The organism is Streptomyces sp. 891-h (assembly GCF_022760275.1).
GTDB classification, from domain to species: Bacteria; Actinomycetota; Actinomycetes; order Streptomycetales; family Streptomycetaceae; genus Streptomyces; species Streptomyces spirodelae.
On the sequence record NZ_CP050694.1, the window covers coordinates 18466 to 35476 of the forward strand.

16 protein-coding genes are annotated in these 17011 nt (G+C 68.2%); 11 read left to right on the forward strand and 5 right to left on the reverse strand.

Translation table 11 applies throughout. The features are described from left to right. Positions 1 to 67 precede the first annotated feature (67 nt). The 3 genes from HC362_RS34775 (at position 68) to HC362_RS34785 (ending at position 2938) form a co-directional block, all read left to right on the forward strand. Positions 68 to 694 (forward strand): hypothetical protein, encoded by a 627-nt coding sequence (locus HC362_RS34775; protein ID WP_243088979.1) that lies wholly within the window; start codon positions 68 to 70, stop codon positions 692 to 694. Positions 695 to 1226: 532 nt separating this feature from the next. Then, entirely contained in the window at positions 1227 to 1916 is a 690-nt protein-coding gene (locus tag HC362_RS34780) for a hypothetical protein (RefSeq protein WP_243088980.1), read from the forward strand. Next, positions 1913 to 2938, forward strand: coding sequence for a hypothetical protein (locus HC362_RS34785; protein ID WP_243088981.1), 1026 nt, complete (start codon positions 1913 to 1915; stop codon positions 2936 to 2938). Before HC362_RS34780 ends, HC362_RS34785 begins: the two co-directional genes overlap by 4 nt. Here the strand turns inward: HC362_RS34785 and HC362_RS34790 are convergent, their stop codons facing one another. The 4 genes from HC362_RS34790 to HC362_RS34805 are packed head-to-tail and all read right to left on the reverse strand — an operon-like array spanning position 2939 to position 5328. Further along, entirely contained in the window at positions 2939 to 3313 is a 375-nt protein-coding gene (locus HC362_RS34790; RefSeq protein ID WP_243088982.1) for a fic family toxin-antitoxin system, toxin component, read from the reverse strand. It lies immediately after the preceding gene. After that, positions 3313 to 3540, reverse strand: coding sequence for a hypothetical protein (locus HC362_RS34795; protein ID WP_243088983.1), 228 nt, complete (start codon positions 3538 to 3540; stop codon positions 3313 to 3315). Before HC362_RS34795 ends, HC362_RS34790 begins: the two co-directional genes overlap by 1 nt. 44 nt (positions 3541 to 3584) lie before the next feature. After that, positions 3585 to 4538, reverse strand: coding sequence for an SUMF1/EgtB/PvdO family nonheme iron enzyme (locus HC362_RS34800; RefSeq protein WP_243088984.1), 954 nt, complete (start codon positions 4536 to 4538; stop codon positions 3585 to 3587). 13 nt (positions 4539 to 4551) lie between these two features. Further along, positions 4552 to 5328 carry an aminotransferase class IV gene (locus tag HC362_RS34805; protein ID WP_243088985.1) on the reverse strand — a complete coding sequence of 259 codons (777 nt, stop codon included), beginning with the start codon at positions 5326 to 5328 and terminating at the stop codon, positions 4552 to 4554. A gap of 189 nt (positions 5329 to 5517) precedes the next feature. On the opposite strand from HC362_RS34805, the gene HC362_RS34810 reads away from it, so the two are divergent. Next, complete coding sequence (locus HC362_RS34810) at positions 5518 to 5814, forward strand: hypothetical protein (RefSeq protein ID WP_243088986.1); 297 nt, start codon at positions 5518 to 5520, stop codon at positions 5812 to 5814. A 208-nt stretch (positions 5815 to 6022) separates the two neighbouring features. Here the strand turns inward: HC362_RS34810 and HC362_RS34815 are convergent, their stop codons facing one another. Continuing rightward, entirely contained in the window at positions 6023 to 6715 is a 693-nt protein-coding gene (locus HC362_RS34815; protein WP_243088987.1) for a hypothetical protein, read from the reverse strand. 207 nt (positions 6716 to 6922) lie between these two features. On the opposite strand from HC362_RS34815, the gene HC362_RS34820 reads away from it, so the two are divergent. From HC362_RS34820 to HC362_RS34850, 7 genes are all read left to right on the forward strand, one after another. Next, complete coding sequence (locus HC362_RS34820; protein WP_243088988.1) at positions 6923 to 7198, forward strand: hypothetical protein; 276 nt, start codon at positions 6923 to 6925, stop codon at positions 7196 to 7198. A gap of 643 nt (positions 7199 to 7841) precedes the next feature. Continuing rightward, positions 7842 to 12305: a hypothetical protein gene (locus tag HC362_RS34825; RefSeq protein ID WP_243088989.1), complete on the forward strand. Its 4464-nt coding sequence runs from the start codon at positions 7842 to 7844 to the stop codon at positions 12303 to 12305. Between the two features lie 3 nt (positions 12306 to 12308). Further along, a complete protein-coding gene (locus tag HC362_RS34830; protein ID WP_243088990.1) occupies positions 12309 to 13106 on the forward strand; it encodes a hypothetical protein in 798 nt (265 codons plus the stop codon). Positions 13107 to 13359: 253 nt separating this feature from the next. Next, positions 13360 to 14439: a DUF6292 family protein gene (locus HC362_RS34835; RefSeq protein ID WP_243088991.1), complete on the forward strand. Its 1080-nt coding sequence runs from the start codon at positions 13360 to 13362 to the stop codon at positions 14437 to 14439. A gap of 743 nt (positions 14440 to 15182) precedes the next feature. Then, positions 15183 to 15662, forward strand: coding sequence for a hypothetical protein (locus HC362_RS34840; protein ID WP_243088992.1), 480 nt, complete (start codon positions 15183 to 15185; stop codon positions 15660 to 15662). A gap of 284 nt (positions 15663 to 15946) precedes the next feature. Further along, the gene (locus tag HC362_RS34845) at positions 15947 to 16369 is read left to right on the forward strand and encodes a hypothetical protein (protein ID WP_243088993.1); all 423 of its coding nucleotides are present in this window, start codon (positions 15947 to 15949) and stop codon (positions 16367 to 16369) included. Positions 16370 to 16440: 71 nt separating this feature from the next. Next, entirely contained in the window at positions 16441 to 16950 is a 510-nt protein-coding gene (locus HC362_RS34850; protein ID WP_243088994.1) for a hypothetical protein, read from the forward strand. Positions 16951 to 17011 lie beyond the last annotated feature (61 nt).

Below are 17011 nucleotides of genomic sequence, written 5' to 3' on the forward strand. Positions count from 1 at the left end.
CGCTGCCGTCCGTGCCGGAAACGGCCGTCGCTCCCCTCTCTCCCTGTATGCGGGGAATACTGTCCGCATGAGTGACGAGGAGGGGAAGCTACCGCCGATCCGGATCGAGACCTGGGACCAGGCCGTGCCTCCCGCTGCCGTCCCGGTACCGGCACGGCACGCTGCCGAGCTGCACCGCGCACGGGCCATCGCCTCGGTACCGGGCACGGGGATCCTGCACGACATGCGCGTGCTCGGAGAGCCCACCCACGAGGACGGAGACCTCCGCGTCGACCTGGTCCCGGAACTCGACTACTGGCGCACCCGGATCCTGGGCCAGCACCCGGCGCCTCTCCGGCTTCCCCTCGACCAGGTCTGGATCGAGCACCGGTTGCCGTTCGACCCGGACGAGAGTAGGGAGCCTCGTCCGGGCGAGGGTGCCGGCCTGATGCGGCGCCTGGCCCCCGGGCCCGAGCAGCCCGGTGCCCGCATCCCCGTTCCGGCCCGTACCGTTCCCCATCTCCATGGCCGCCGCATCATTCAGACCACGCCGCTGGGGTTCTGCTGGGACCTTCGAGCCATCTCTGAGCCGTACGACGACGGGGACGCCATCACGCTCCGGCTGACGAGCGCCCACCACTACTATCGGTGGCTGCTGACCAGAGCGGACCCTGAGACGACGCCGGTTCCGCTGTATGTGCTGTGGACCGAGTAGACCCCGACGCTCGGGGTCGTCGGGGTCTACTCGGTCACATGCCGGGCGGATTCATGTGTACGTCCTCATCCGGAGTGTGCAGGAGGCGCGTGGCCACCCAGCCGACCCTGCCGCGCATTTTGACTTTGGTCCACCGGGTTCCACCCCGCAGCCGCTTGCAGCGATCCCCCCTGTACGCCACCCCCACGGCCGTCGACCGCGACGACGGCCGCGAACGGATCGTCGCGCTCGACGCCGTCACGTAGCAGCCCCTCTTGGCCGTCACGGCGCCCGTGGCGGTGACCGGCTCGACGGCCGCCGCGGCCGGCACCATGCTCGCCCCCGCCAGCAGCACAGCAGCCACAGCGGTGGCTGCCCTCACACCCGTCTGCATCGGACCTCCCCTGTTGTCGGTGGTCCTGCCAACTCCCCCCAGCGCAGGCGTGTTACGGCCGATGCCCCGGCGATCACCCGTAGGTGACAGCGGCATCCACGAGGCGGAAAACGACGCCAGGCCCTGCTGGTGATCTCCCCACCGGTTTAGGGTGCCCGCATGTGGATCGCCCTCTTCTCCCCCCGTTCCACCGGCAAGTCCGTCGCCGCGTGGTGGCTCCTCCACGCACTCCATGCCCGGGGATACCCCGTGCTCGGAGTCGACGCGGACGAGAGCAAACAGATGTACCGCTGGTGGGAGGCCCAGTTCCCCGCAGACGACGACCAGGAGGAAGGGGACGAGTTCGAGGCGCCGTTCGAGGTGCACAGGATGGCCGACAGCCGCTTCCACGAGCAGGCCGCCGACATGCTGCCCCCCGGCCACATCGGTGTCGTAGACGTCGGCCACCTCGAAAACCACTCCGCTATTGGCCTCAGCGTGATGAGAGTCGTCGACTTGGCTCTGATCACCTGCGCGCCGACCGCAGGAGACGTCGAGAGAATGGACGATCTCCCCATGGACTTCTTCATTGAGCGAGGCATCAAGAAGCGACCGGCCGGAGCACCCGAACCAGAGCGGTGGATCTTGTTCACCCGGAACCAGTTGGGCGCCACTCGGGCGGTGAAAGAGCTCCGCACCTCGTTGGGCGACGACGGGTGGAACATCCTCTCCACAGTCATCCCCGCGACCCAGACCTACAGCAGCACAGGGGAGGGGGTCGAGATCTACGCACCCGGGTCCCACTTCGATGAGCTGGTGACAGAGCTGGAGACGAAGGGTCTGCTCGACAAGAGGATGGTGACCGAGTGAGCGCCCGGAAGCCCTCGACCCGACGGTCCCAGGCAGAGATCCGGCGCGAGCGCCAGGAGCGCCGAAGGAAAGAGGCTGAGGCTGTCCCCGAGCTTGCTCAGGGACGGCCTCAGCCCATGCTCACCCTGAACGATCTGCCGACTCCCACCGATGCCCCCGACGCTGGGGGGGAGCTGAGTACCGACGAGGCGGAGACGTGGGAGCTGTGCCAACAAGGATTCACCCAGTTCCACGACGCATGGTGGGTTTTCGCGCGTTCGGTCGAGATCGCACTGCGGGGGAAGCTGTGGCGCGCGGACTACAGCGACGTGCGCGAGTTCATCGAGGACGTGACCGGCGGCCGGAAAGCGGTCAGCACCGTCTACCGCCAGGCAGCCAGCGCTGGTATCGCCGAGATCATCGCAGGTCATACACCAATCGAACTAGAATCGAACGATCATTCCCGCGTGCGGGAATCGCTGGCCGCCATCATGGGATCCAGCTCCCCAGCCGACCCCAGCCCCCCGCCAGCGCCCCGCAGCCCCGAGCCTGAGCAGAGCAACGAACAGAAGCCCAGCCCGCCAAAGCAGCGCGCTCCGAAGGAACCGACACTCACCATCAGCCAACGGTCAGCACTGGCCCTCGGCCCCGTACGGGAGGTCCACGGGGATGCAGGCGCCGCTGAGGTGTACCGGGCCATCGCAGAGGAAACCGGCAAGAAGGCCGTGCCCGAGAAGACGGTGCTCCGCATCATGCCCCAGCTCCCTCTGAGCGAGGACATCCCCCTGGACGACGTCCTCCACCGGGCCCGGACCCTGGCCAAGGAACCGGACGAGGCCGAGGTAAGCGAGACGACTGCGGCCGACCCCGTGAAGTGGCTCAAGGCATACGTGAATCTCGCCCGCGACTTCGCACAGGGCAGCGCAGGAATGGCCGAGGCATACACGGCCGCTGCCGCCGCCGACGAGAAGAAAGCACTCCGGTACGCCAAACAGATCCACCGGCACATGAAGGACGCCGCGAAGAACTTCCCGGACGTCTGATCAGTCCCTGTCGGTCCACGCCTTCAGCTCGGCCGCGATGGCGCGCACATCGAGCCCGCGGCCGGCGCGCTCGACCAGGTCGGCCGCCGCCTCCGTCGAGACCCGTACCGGCCGACCGGACGCATGGAGATAGCCGACAGCCACCGAGGCCGCCAGCAGCTCGTTACCCGACTCCAGCGACGGCACCCTCACCAGCGAGTGCAGCAGCGCGGCTGCCCGGTGGTGCGGCTGGTCATAGACGAGGCGGCCCATGACCTCGGCAGCATGCCGGGCACGGGCCGCCTCAAAGGCTCCCCAGTCGGTGACCTGCGGATCGTCGGGCAGATGGTGCTCCGCGATCTCCAGCAGCCACCGAGTATCGATCAGCAGCTCCATCAGGCAGCGTCGAGCCCGCCGTGCGGACGGCTGCCGAACCGCTCCTCGAACCCTTCGGCGTGTTCCGCGATGAACGCGGACGCACCCTCGATGAAACGCGCGTGCGTCAGATCAGTACGCAGTACCTGGGCCGCATACTGCTCGGCCGGCACGTGCTCCGTGGTCGCCCGGCGCTGAAGCGCCTCGTAGGTCTCGTCATCGACCGTAAGACGGATTTCCCTGGACATACGGCCACGGTAGCGCTCTACGGCTGCGGTGGGGAGCGGAAGCCTCACAGTTGCCCGAACTGCTCGACTGAAGCGACGCAGCGGAACCCTGTGTCGTCGTCGGACATGGTGGAATCGGCGTCGTTGAGATCAGCCGGGGCCGCCCGGGAGAAAGAGCTGGTGAACGCGCTTCCTTTCAGAACGTACCGCCCCGGCTCCGTCTCGCTGGAGCACCATTCCCAGACATTGCCGCACAGGTCGTACACCCCGTAGGGGGACGTCCCGCTGTGGAACCGGCTAACTGGGGTGGTACTTCCGATCCCGGTCTCTCTGACGTTGCACTTGGCGGCGGTGCGCTGGTCCCCCCAGGGGTAGACAGCTCCCACGGTGCCCCGAGCTGCTTTCTCCCACTGCTCGGCACTCGGCAGGCGCTTACCGGACCACTTCGCGTATGCCTCGGCGTCCCGGTGGGTGACCCACACAACTGGATGGTCCATCAGTTGGGTTGGTACTCGTCCACCCTCCCAATGCTTGGGCGGCTGGTGGCCCGTTGACGCGACAAAACGCGCGTAATCCCCGTTGGTCACCGGATGCAGATCGATATAGAACGCATCTACCCAAACTGCCTGATTCTGTGCACCTGCCAGGTACACGCCCTGCTCGATCAGGGTCATCGGCTTGCCGTCTCCAGGGTGACGGACGTGTTCGGCGGTGAGTGCGGCTGTTGCCTCCGCAATCGTCTGCTCAGGCACGAATGTCTGATCGGGACCCGAGCTGTCGTCGTCCTGTTCGCAGAGCACGGTGAACCGGCCCAGTTCGGCCGCCGAGGACGCGTCCAGCATGGAATCCAGCGCTGCCTGGTTCGGCGGTCTGGGCGCCACTCGACGTCCGTGCTTCTCCCAGTTCGAGACCATGCGCGCGGTGACCCCGATCTTGTCGGCGAACTCCTCCAGTGTCAGGCGCTTCGCTTTCCTGAGTGCCGCCGCTTCTCGACCCGTCCAATGGACTACAACCGGCATGCGCCGCCTCCTCCTATACCGGATCTCCGGGCACTGCGGCGTAGGCATCCCGCAGCGCGGCAAGCACGGGGTGATCGATGTCTAGGCTCCGGTCATCGATCTTGTGGATGGGACGCACACCGATAGAGGTGTTGGTCGCGAACGCTGCCTGCACTCGGTGCAGGTCACTACGGTCAACCGGCTCGCTGGCCCAGCTGTGAGCTTCTTGCAGCAAGGCCATCGTCACACCCGGGAGGACACCGCCCTGGGGCCAAACGACGACGTCGTCAATGATCGCGCCGAAGTTCCAGGTGCCGCCCTCAGTGATCTTCCCGTCATGTGTGACGAAGAGTGCGTCGTCTGCTCCCGCCCTCTGTGCAGCCCTTCGGGCTGCGAGCTGCCCGAAGAGACCGATGTGCTTGATCTCCGGCTTTTCCCGCTGGTACTCCACCGTGCGAACGCTGAGCGGGGGGAGGGGGCCGGCAGCCACTTCCCGGCGAGTGACCAGGATGCTCGGCTGTGCGTCCGCCCCCGGATTGCCCATCGTGAGGTCTGGGTCGAAGACAGTGACCCTCACGACGAACGTGCCAGCAAGGCCGCCAACGGCCTGGTGGACAAGATGCCGGACTCGACCACGGTCAAGCTCAGCGTCGAAGACTGAAGCGCAGTCCCGGACGAGACGGTCCAGATGCAGCTCCAGGCCCCGGACGTGTCCCTCGTCCACCCTCATGGACGTGAAGTGGCCAAAGTTCGTGAGGGCAAGAGCCTGCAGTGACTTCTGATCTATGGGAGCGCCGTTGAGAAGTGCCATGTAGGCAGTCTGTCATCTCAAGAGGCTCCCAAGTGCCCAGCTCAGACAGGCAACTTCAGGGAAATTTCAGTGCGGTGGCAGTGGCAGTACGTGGCCATGCGCTCGACGGTGCGTAAACCTTGTTTCCTGCCCGGTTCTACTGGGAGCACCGCTTACTGATTTCTGACCTCAGCCCCAGGAGCAGCACCTATGAGGGACGGCCTTTCTTCCAAGGACTACCGGCCCATCGAGGCACAGTCGATCCACGCCTCGGTCAACAACATGCTGCGTGAGATCCGAGAAGCACTCGATGCGGCGGCGCCTCACGGCACTTGGGAGCCGAAGGCGGACGGACTTCTCGGCCAGCTCTCCGAGGCTGACGATCTGATCGCCAGCCTCTACTACGCAGCTGGCCGCGCGCGGCGAGACATCGCAACGGTGGATCACTGCGCGCGGGAGAGGCTTCTCCAGCGGACGCAGAGGAACGGATCGAGCCGACCCGCCTGAACTGACCCCTCCTGGTCGCCCCAAAGGCCAGGAGTCCCGGAGGCGGTTTCCCGTGCTGTTGTCCCACAGCTCTCGAACCGCCGTTGGACAGCCCCGGCCTTCGTCCGCCCAACAACGACCGCGGAGGCCGGGGCCCGTCCCATCGTCCAGGAAGGCACGGATGCGTGCAGAGGACCCCGACAGACTGTCGGGGTCCTCCGGGTTCCAGTCAGACCAGGACCCCGCCTTGAACTTCATCTACACGGCGCAGGACCGCCCGTACGGTCTCCTGGTGGTCGCCACCACTGTCCCGCAGCAGTTCCGCCAGCAGCTCGCCCAACCACACGGTTTGAGCAGTGTCTTCCACCCGATGCCAGCAGGCGTAAGCGCGCTGCGCAGCGGAGGCGTAGGCCGTATTCCTGCCCAGGTCGAGCCACCCGCGCGCCGCATCCATGTAGAGCTCGGCCGCGCCGCCGGGCAGGCCCGCGGCAAGGGTCGCGTGCGCGGTCAGCTCCCGGCAGCGCCACGTATACGGGTGGCGGGAGCCGTACTCGGTGGAGACCTCCGCCTCCAGCTCGTGAGCCATCCGGCTGCCCTCCAGCTCCCTGCCGCCCTCAAGCGCGGCTGCGATGGCACGGGTACGCGGCAGCAGAGAGGCCGGCACCGCCGTGGCGTCCGGATCGGCCGCCAACTCCTCGGCCGCTTCCCCTTCTTGGATCCTGCCGTCCGGGTGGACGAGCAGAGCGGTTTCACCGGCTGGGTCGGAGGCGCGGACGTGCACCGGCCGTTGAGTGTCACGCGCCCGTGCGGCTACCCGTCGAAGGGCCGCAACGCGCGCATCCTCCAGCGTGTTGTGCTCGATCTCCTGGCCGTCGACCCAGCCTCGTCCGTCCGGGCCCAGGTCGATCCTCGCCGTCTCCATCTGCCCCCTCCTCAGTACGCGCCCCTGGGCAACTGGGCGGCCGATACCGCGCTGCGCGGTGGCCCGTTACCACCATGACACCGTTTCACGAACTCTCGCCCCAGGCGTGTCGGTGCGCCTAAGATCAGGGCAGCACCGATAGGGTCAGTACATGACCTCAGTACCGGGTCTCAGTGCCCGCCTCAACACCGGATCAGGATGGGTGAGATGACGACGAAGAGCGCTGGCCGTGTCGATGACACTCGAGTCACCGCGGATCTTCCGCCTGCCGATTTTGCCTTGCTGGTTGCAGCACGCAAGCGCGACAAGGCCACCACGAGCGAGGTCACGCGCGCGCTGCTCCGTCTGCAAGCCCAGGACCCGGAGATGGTGGAGCGGGTCTCGGAGGAGATCGAGGCTCTGAGGATCGAGAAGGCCCAGGCTGAGCTGGAGGCCCGACGTGCAAGGCGCGACCAGGCCCGCCAGCGGAAGGTAGCTGCATGAGCCCATGAAAAAGCTGCTGGGCCCCCGGCACCACCCGGAGACCCAACAGCAGAAGCTGACCGCACACCCACGCGCACAACACGTGCACTCTGCCCAACAACCACGAAAGGCATCTGCTCGGCCGCTGACCAACGGCCAGATGAGTGGATGTGTGTCCGCCCAACACTGGGAAGGGTACCCGTTGCATACCCCCACCGCCGAGAGCGCGGCGTCGTATGACCGGATTACGTCCGCGCTGAGAGACCATGGATTGCGCTTCGAATCCGAACGGTCACACAAAGCAAAAGCTCAGTGCCCCGCGCACGAAGATCGCACCCCGTCCCTGGCGATCGATTACAAAGCACTCGACCGGAAAACGGTCATCTGCTGCCATGCGGGATGCGCCACTGAGGATGTAGTCGCCGCTGTCGGCCTGCGGCTGTCCGACCTCTATGACGACCCGCTCCCCGAGAGGGAGCGCGTCATCCCCCGGGCCCGTACCGCTTCCCGCTCCCGCACTGGCCAGCGCACTACGAAGAAGGCCGCCAAGAAGGCAGCGAAGAAGAGCGCCGCCAAGAGCCGCAAGCCCGCGTGCTCTGGGCCTTTCCGAGAGGCCGCTCGGTACGAGTATGTCCGCCTGGACGACGAGGGCGGCCGTGTCCTGGTGGGACAGAAGATCCGCCGCGACTGCGCCGGATGCTCGACCTGCCGCGCGGGCGTCAAGCCGGAGAAGCGGATCGTGTGGCGCCGAGCGAACAGCGCGGGCACGTTCCGCTGGGAGGACCCGGCCGACGAGTGGCACATGCCGGAGGACCCTCCGCTCTACCGCGCGCCCGAGCTGGCCGCCGCGCCCCGTGGCTCCCACGTATACCTGGTCGAAGGCGAGAAGAGCGCCGACCTGCTCACCGACATGGGGCACCTGGCCACCACCAAGCCCGGCAACGCGAAAAGCAAGTGGCGCCCCCACTACACCTCTCTGCTCGTTGGGCAGCACGTGGTCATCATCGCGGACCGGGACGACCCCGGTTACGCCTGCGCCCGCGAGGCCCGCGAGGCCCTGCTGCCGGAGGCCGCGTCCGTCTCGGTCGTGCACACCCCCGTCGAGATCAAGAGCGCCGACATCGTTGAGCACCGCGAGGCCGGACTGGCCCTCGCGGACCTGATCGCCGTTCCCGAATCCGTCCTCGACCCCGCCCCCGAGCCCGACCAGCAGCAGGACAGCCCGAGGTCACCGGAGCCCGCACCCGGACCCGGTGAGCCCATCGAGGGCGACGACGGCCGTCCCAACCGGCGCGACGAGTACACCGTCCGGGACGGTGAGCTGGTCAAGATCAGCCGCCGTCGCGTGGGCACCGACGAGGACGATCGGCCGGTCTACGAAACCAACTTCGACGTGCTCCTCGGCTGCTCAGCCCGCATCCTCCGCACCGAGGCCCAAGACCTGGGCGAGGGACCCGAGCACCAGCCCAACCGGCCGCTCGCCTCGGCCGAGGACGACGTACCGCACCACCCTGTGACCCGGGCGTACGTGCTGGAGCTGATTCACCCCAAGCAGCTCGATCAGCCCGTGCTGATGCGGGTGGACCGCAAGGAGTTCGACGAGGGCACATGGCTGCATAACCTGCCGTGGCCCGACATCTACTGGCGCCCCGGCCGCGCCGGTATCGCCCAGGTCGGAGCCGCCATCCGCTCCCAGAGCACCGGCGCTGACCGCGTGATGGTCTACGCCGCGACCGGATGGCGCCGGATCGAGGGCGACCGGTGGATGTACGTGCACGCCGCCGGCGGAATCACCGAGCAGGGGCACGTACCGCTGCGCACCCACTTCCCCGGCCGCCTGTCCCTGCTGGCCCTGCCCGAGCCGACCACGGACCCCGCACGCATCCGTGAGGCCGCCCTGCGCTCGTTGAGCCTGCCCGCGAACCTGCCGGAGCACTGCGCCGTCGCCCTGCTCGGCCTCGCCTACCGGGCCGCGCTGGGCCGCTGCCCCTCCTCCGTCCTCGTCTACGGGCTGCCCGGCTCGGGCAAGACCTCGCTGTCGACTCTGGTGGTGCGGCACTACGCTCCTGCCCTCTCTCGCACCGAGAGCCTGCTGTCGATCTCCGACAGCGGCTCGACGGTCGGAGGCGGTACGGAGATGCAGTACCGCACCAAGGACTCGCTGCTGCTGGCGGACGACTCCGCGCCGGACCGCTCCACCCGGGATGCCTCTATCCGCACCTCCCGCATGGCGCGCACCCAGTACGGAGGCGAGGGCCGCGTCCGGCTGGCGCGTAATCGAAACGGCGATCTCGACCTGGACGAGCAGCGCGGTCCGCGCGGCTCGCTGATCCAGACCGCCGAGGTGCTGCCGTCCGCACAGTCCGGCCAAGAGCGCACCCTGACACTCCAGATGAGCGCCGCGCACCTCGATGTCGAAACCCTCGCCCGGCTCTCCTCGCCCGAGGTAGCCCACGACTGCGCCTTGCTGATGGCGTCGTTCCTGCGCTGGATCGCACCCCGCTACGAGGAGCTGCACCGCGACGTGACGCGGCTGGCCGACGAGTATGCCGCCGCCCTCCGCGCCTACTGCGGCAACCGCCCGGCCGAGCACCTGGGCCATTTCGCGACCGGCTGGCACATGATGTTCCGGTTCCTGCGGGAGACCGGGGCCATCACTGCCCCGGAGGCTCAGGGGTGGTGGGAGATGGCATGGGTGGCGCTGCTCGACGCAGCCGACCACGAGCGGGATCTGCTGAAGGATCAGACCGTGCACCGAAAGCTGCTCCGCTACCTGTCCGCCGCGTTCAGCGGCCGTCACGCTCACCTGACCGGCCCGGACGGCAAGTGCCCCGCCGACCAGGAAACCGCGCTGCGTTACGGCTGGACGATCACCGACAACAGCGCCGAGACCAGCACCCCGCCCGGCCCGCCCGTACTGCGTGCCGGAGGCGTACCGATCGGCGTCGTCACCCTTGAAGACGCAGGCAACGGCCGTCTCGAAGAGCGGCTGTGGCTCGACCACCAGCAGGCCACCCGCGTGGCACTACGCATGGCATCCGAGCTGGACGAACCGTTCAATGCGCAGGCGCACACCCTCACCGAGGCCCTGCGGCAGGCTGGCGTGATTCAGGTGGAGTGGGAGAACACGAAGAACGGCCGATGGGTCAAGCCGCGACGGCCGATGCCCGGGGGGCGCCGCCGCGTCTGGGACATGCCTGCCCGCCTGCTGACCGACCCCGACGACGGTGAGGCCGGAGGAACACCCAGTGTTCCCCGTCCCCCCGCGCCTCAGCCCGAGCCGCTGTTCGGCCTCGATGCCGTACAGACATCCCCACCCCCCGTACCGCCAGTCCCCGCACCGGCCCCCGGCCCGGCAGCACCCGAGCCGGAGCGCCAGGACGAGGAGCCCGCGGACGGCGAGCAGCCCGAACTGCCCACCGAGCCAGGCCCATCGGACGCCACCGAGGAGCAGCAGTCGGCCGAAGCGCTGTACGTCATGCCGGGCACCCACGAAGAGGTACAGGAGGACCAGGACGACGAGGAACACCAAGACGTCGACCTCAACGTGCCGGAGGCCGCGACAGCAGCGCGTGGTCAGGCCGCTCAGCCCGCGCGGCCGTGGCGCGCGGCCGTCGCAGTAGCCGACCTCGCGGGCGTCCACCTGCCGGACGGCGAAACCGTGCCACTCCCCGCCCCGGCCGAGGAGCTGCACGCCGGACACCTGGCTCAGCTCGCTGAAGACCTGGAGCTCGGCCACGGCGGGAGCCGCCGAGGTGTGGGCACCTCCGCGAACTGGCGCCCGGACCCGGGGAAGGTCTACATCCACGATGATCTGGCGCAGGCCCTCAACCTGCCCGACCCGTACGCCACGGACGAGGACACGTTCGAGTTCCAGGGGTCCGCGCGGGAAGTGCTGGCCAAGCACACGAAGCACCCCTTCCTGGCTCGCGCCCGCGCGGCGGGATGGAACGTCGACCACTTCGGGCAGCCCACCCGCATCTGGCGGGAGCGCGAGGACGGGCGCCGCGTCTCCGCCATGCTGGAGGTAGTCGACTGGGCCCGGCAGAAGGGGGACAGCCCGTTCCTCAAGGACAACCCGGACCCCGTACTGCTGGCCTCCCGTGCCCAGCAGATCGCCGACCTGGTGGGCATCACCTACCGGACCGGCCCCGGCAGCACCGGTCACGACCTCCTGCGCCGGATCCGTTCCGGCACTGGGCGCGCCGACCCGCTCCAGCCGGTGGAGATCCCCGACGTCGCGCGGAAGAACCTCGCCCTGTACGCGGGCCGCTCCTACGCACGCGGGCTGAAGGGCTCACCGCTGCTGGCGCCGCTGTCCGAGGCCGAAAAGGCCAAGGCATTCGTGGCGGCCTGGGACGCCAACGGCAGCTACCTGTCCACCACGGGCGCGGTCCGCATCGGGTACGGCGAGGTCACCCACCTCACTGATCCGGAGGAGATCGATGCGGCGCTGCGCGACCAGCTCCCGGGCTACTACGTAACCAACCCGCCCCGCTGGCACGAAACGCGCACCTTCGATCTGTTCGGCCCTCGCCGGGGCGGCTCCCAGCCGTACGCAATGCCCACGGTGTACTACGCCCGGCACGACCTCGACATCGAGTTCACGATCACCGAGGCATGGGTGTGGCGGACGCACTACCGGATGCTCAACCCCTGGTACACGCAACTCCGCACAGCCCGCGAGTGCCTGACCGCCGAGACGGACCCCACTGTCCGCACCACCCTCAAGGCAGTCGGCAACCACGCCATCGGCCTGTTCGCCGCCTCGGCCCTGGCGGGCAACCCGAAGCGGAACAAGCAGGATGCCGACACGTTCAACCCCTATGCCAACCACGCGATCCAGGCCGCTCAGCAGTGCAACATCATGCGCACCGTGCTGCGCGTTGCCGACCGGACGCGGGAGGAGACCGGCGAGGAGCTGTGGCCGGTGGGCTTGTTGACCGACTGCCTGTTCTACGCCACGGACACCCCGGACACGGCGCCTCCCGGCATGCGCACGGGCACCGGTCTGGGGGCGTTCAAGCACAAGGCGCTGGCATCCATGAGTGACGTGCTGGAGCACCTGGAGCACGGCGGGCGCCACTCCCTGCTGGACGGCACCCTCTACACCGCCAAGGAGGGCTGATCCATGGGCGTGAAGAACCAGGCAGCGATCCTGTGGGCAGGACTGACCGGCAAGCGGCCTCCCCGGAGCGTTGGTGAGATCGTCTCGGCCGTGGGCGGCACCGCTCGGGCCGCGCGGCTGGCGGGAGTTGCCCAGCGCACCGTGCAGAAGTGGCGGAAGGAAGAGCGGGATGCCACCTCGTCGGTACGCGGCATGGTCCGCACTGTGGGGGGTCGCCAGCAGGCCGCAGCAGCGGCGGGTGTCAGTGAGCGCACCATCCGCGACTGGGAGCGGCAGGAGCGCCGGGGCCGTACGCCGGGGCCGCGCCAGCAGGCCCGAATGGACCGGCTGAGGCAGGCCGCCGCCACTGCGCACACCCGGAAGATCTCCGACCGTTCAGGGGTCGGACGGATGCAGGAAGCTGTCCTAGACGATGCCCAGGCGCGGCAGCAGGCCATCAGCCCTCGCCGTGCGGCGCGGATCGCCCGCTCAGGGGGCCGAGTGCAGATGCATGCCGATGTCTCCGTGATCAGCACTGACCCTCTCGACCCGGACCGCCGCGACCGCAAGAACATCGACGTCGAGCTACGCGGGCCGGTGATGGACGAGACCATGTCCGAGTGGATGTCCGGAGGCGACAGCAACTCCGTCCTCGGCAAGATGTCGGACGCGTTCACCAAGCACTACCTGCACAGCGAGGCCAACGCCAGAGCCGCAGCAGGCGAGGCAGGTGCCCGATGGGAGTTCCACGCCGTCAGAGGCATGAAGATCAGCCAGGCAACCCCGGGGGAAACCCACGTGTTCGAGTTCCGCCAGGAGTAGATGCCCGAGGGCCTGGCCGTCTGGCCAGGCCCGGAAAAGCTGATGGCCGGTGCCCTCAGTCCGCCGAAGCGGGTGGCACGGGCACCGGCCTCCCAAACCGGACCTCCCAGAGGAGGAACGGGTCTGCGCGGAGTCTACCGGCCGCAGCCGGCGTCCGCGGGCATCCTTGCCTCCAGTTACTAGAGTCAGATATTTTTTAACTTGTCGCTGTGGGCGGCCTGTTGCTGCCCCGTACCACCCACCGGGAGCAGCCATGATCCGCGCCGGACGACGCGCCTACACCCTCGCCGACCTCGCCGCCAAGAAGGGCCTCAGCCTCGGGACCTTCAAAAACCGCAAGCTCCACAAGGCCGCCGACCACCCACCTCCCATCAGCTCCCCCAAGGCTCAGCCCCATCTGTGGGACGCCGAGCAGATCGATGCCCACTACGCCGACAAGCCCGTCCCCGAGCTGGACGAGGCAGACAGCCCGGACGACCTACTCGACAAGTACGAGTCGGCCGCCGAGGTCGGCGTCACTGTCGGTACCTGGGAGCGCTACACCTCCGGCACCCTCCCCGGCATCCCGCCAACCCCCAAGCCCGTCAAGGTCCACAAGGCCGCCCAGATCGAGCACTGGCGTCGGCGCGACCTGGCCAAGTGGACGGCGCAGCGCCCCGGCTACGGCAGCGGCGGGGGCCGCCCTGCGGGCACTCGCACCGATGCCCGCACCATCACCGACCTGTCCCCCGAAGACTTCCTGCCCCCCCGGCACCCGGACGCGGCCGAGCTGCTGGCCGACAAACCCGACCTCGACGCCACCGAGGCCGCCCACCGCCTCGACGTCGCCCCCGACTCGGCACGGCGGGCACTGCGGGCAGCCCGTGCGCGGGCCCTGGCCGAGCTGCTGGCCGACAAGCCCGACCTCGACGTCACGGAAGCCGCCAACCGCCTCGGCTGCACAGCCAGGCAGGCGAAAACCCCGCTGGAGATTGTGGCCGCGTGGCAGCGCGCGGCCGAGGCCCAGCCTTACCTGGCCCGGGTCCAGGCCGAGCTGGAGCACAGCGGACTGACCGTCACGTACGGCACGGTGAGGGCACGGCCGGACCGCACCGTGGCCGCGGTGCTCGACGTGCGCGAAGACGGCGGCCCCGTACGGCACTTGGTGTGGGACGAGCGCTACGGCTGGCGGACAGCCCCCTCGACTCCCGACCTCCACCGGGGCGAGCCAACCCCGCCGACCGGCCCGGGAGTTCGGTACCTGGGGGCCGGCAGTGACCGCTACCCAGATGCCGGCCTCATCCGGCGCCAGCTCAACGACGGTCGGGCCGGACGGCGCCGCCCTCAGCCGTAGGCGCGCCGACACAGCGCCAGCACCTCCGGACTCACCTGCCGCGAATCGGCCCCGACCTGGCACAGCGCGCCCAGTTCCGGAGGCATCCCCGTACGCGATGACGGCCGCGCGGCCGGAGCAGGTCCCCGTACTGGCTGCCGCTGTGGGCGTGGCCGGTAACGGGGCTGCGCACGGCGCGGTGGGCCCTGAGCCGCCCTCAGCGGCCCTGTGCGCCTCTCCGGGGCACGGGAGGACCCAGAGGGCGCTGACGGGCTGCTCGGGCGTGCTGAGCCGCTGCTACGCGCTTTGAAGCGGGCCCGTGTCGGCTCCTCCTCGGCGGCCGGTTTCGACAGGGCCTCACGCGGCGCCGAGGTGAGCGGCACAGGCGACGGAGGCGTTTCCGTACCCCGCGACGCCGGAGTCACTGCCGGAGCGCCACCGGAGACCGTGACGCAGCCGGTACTCATCAGCGCGAGCGCTGCCACAACAACGATTCGCCTCACGCCCGCTCAACGAGGGTGCTCACGTGCGGACGCTCCGGACCCCGGTAGGCCAGTAGGCCACCCCAACCACCCCGCTCTGACCTGCGCAGATAGACCCTTGCTCACTCCGTGGCCTACTGGCCTACCGGCTGCCCAACACGCCCCCACAGGAGTACGGAACCAGCTTGCATCGCGTGATCTAGCTCAGATATTGTTTCTCTTGTCGGCACGCAGTGGCAGCGAACCGACACCCAAACCGAACCACCCCAGAAAGGGACCACCATGGCACCCCTGCTCGACCAGGCAGCCCCCGGCCTCCCGGCCACCCATCAGAACCTGACCTCGGCCATCCGAGCCATCGGCAAGATCACGGCGGACGGCTGGTACCCCCGCAGCGCCTACCCTGGGTCCGACCGCCGCTGGGCCGTCGCCTGCCGCCTCTGCGGCTGGGAAGGACTCCGCTTCTATTCCCACCTCCGGCGCGGGCTCCCCAAGTTCCGGCACCCCGGATGCCTCAGCGCGGAACGGCGCCCCGAGGCGCTGGCAAAGGTGCGCAGCACGCTGCGCAGCACCTGTCACTGCGTCCTCGCCCACCCCGTCACCCCGGAGGAAGTCCGCCGCACCGTGCGGGCCCTGGAGTGGGCGGTCCGCGCCAACGAACAGCGCGATGTCCACCTGCACCTGTCGATGCTCGTAGGCGCCTGCCCCGCCGCCGTCGAACGCGCCGCCGCCTGGGAAGAGTTCTTCGACCTCACGGCGTAGCAGCACAACCTCTCACCCTCCTGTGCCCCTGCTCGGCCGAGCAGGGGCACAGCCGTCTCCAACCCCGGTAGGCCAGTAGGCCACCCCAACCACCCCGCAGTGACCTGCGGAAATATGCCTCCCCGCCCCCCGTGGCCTACTGGCCTACCGGGTGTCCAACACACCCCCATAGAAGTACGGAACCAGCTTGCATCGCGTGATCTAGCTCAGATATTGTTTCTCTTGTCGGCACGCAGTGGCAGCGAACCGACACCCAAACCGAACCACCCCAGAAAGGGACCAACATGACCGACTGGTATGCGCTCCTCATCAAGCCCAACGGTGAATTCCGGATCCGCGACTGGCCCACCGACACGGACCACGCCGCCACGATCCTCCGCGCCGAGATCGGGTTCCTCGTCAACTCCGTCATCATCGACGCCAGCGAAGAGCGCTCCGAACTCACCATGTGGGTAACTGACATGGGCGAGGATTACGGAACTCCCGCCAACTTCCCCGCCACCCAACTGTGCAGCCGGTACGCAGCAGTGCCGCAGGTCTATCACGGCCCTGCCCTTTTCACCGGGCGCATTGACGAGGAGAAGGAAATCATCCTCGGCCTCACGAACACAGAAATCGTGAAAATGGCATTGGACTACCTCGGCGACAGGGAACTCGACTACCGCCGAAGCGACCGGACATTCATCCCCCGGCAGCGGACGGAGTAACAAAAGCAGCGGGGGGCCGTCCTCGGCCCCCCGCCCACTCCAGCCGACAACTCCCCGCGAAAGGCAGAAAAATGCAGTACACATTCCTGTGCTCCTGGGCCGGCCCCGTCGACCCCGAAACCGCTACGCAAAACTTCGCCGTGGTCGCCAACGGCGAGACCCGCACAGAAGCAGCCCGCGCAGCAGCCGAGGCAGCCATCGACTCCTTCGAGCTCAGCATCCCCGCCTCACGGTTCTGGAACTCCCCTGAAGGAGCCCGGTTCTTCACGGCCTTTCAGGGCGACGTCGCCCCCGCCCTCTCCGAACCCTTCGACTGCGACGTTGTGTACGCAGAGAACAGCCGGGCTGAGACTCCCATCAACTGCATCCACGCGGAATTTCTCCAGCAGAACCGCAATCGGCTGCTCGAAGTCCTGTACTCCTTCAGTGAGCGCATGAATCAGAATGCCCGCACAATCCGCGCCGAGCTGAAGGGCACATCAGCAGCACCGCAAATCGCCCGAGACTTCCGCAAGCAAGGAGCGGAAGCCCTCGAAGTCGCCCAGGCAATCAAGGTGTTGCCTTACGTTCCCTGCGAATAAGGAGTCGAGCAGGGAGCGGGATTCTCCCCGTTCCCTGTTCGTTTTTCCACAACAGGAGGAA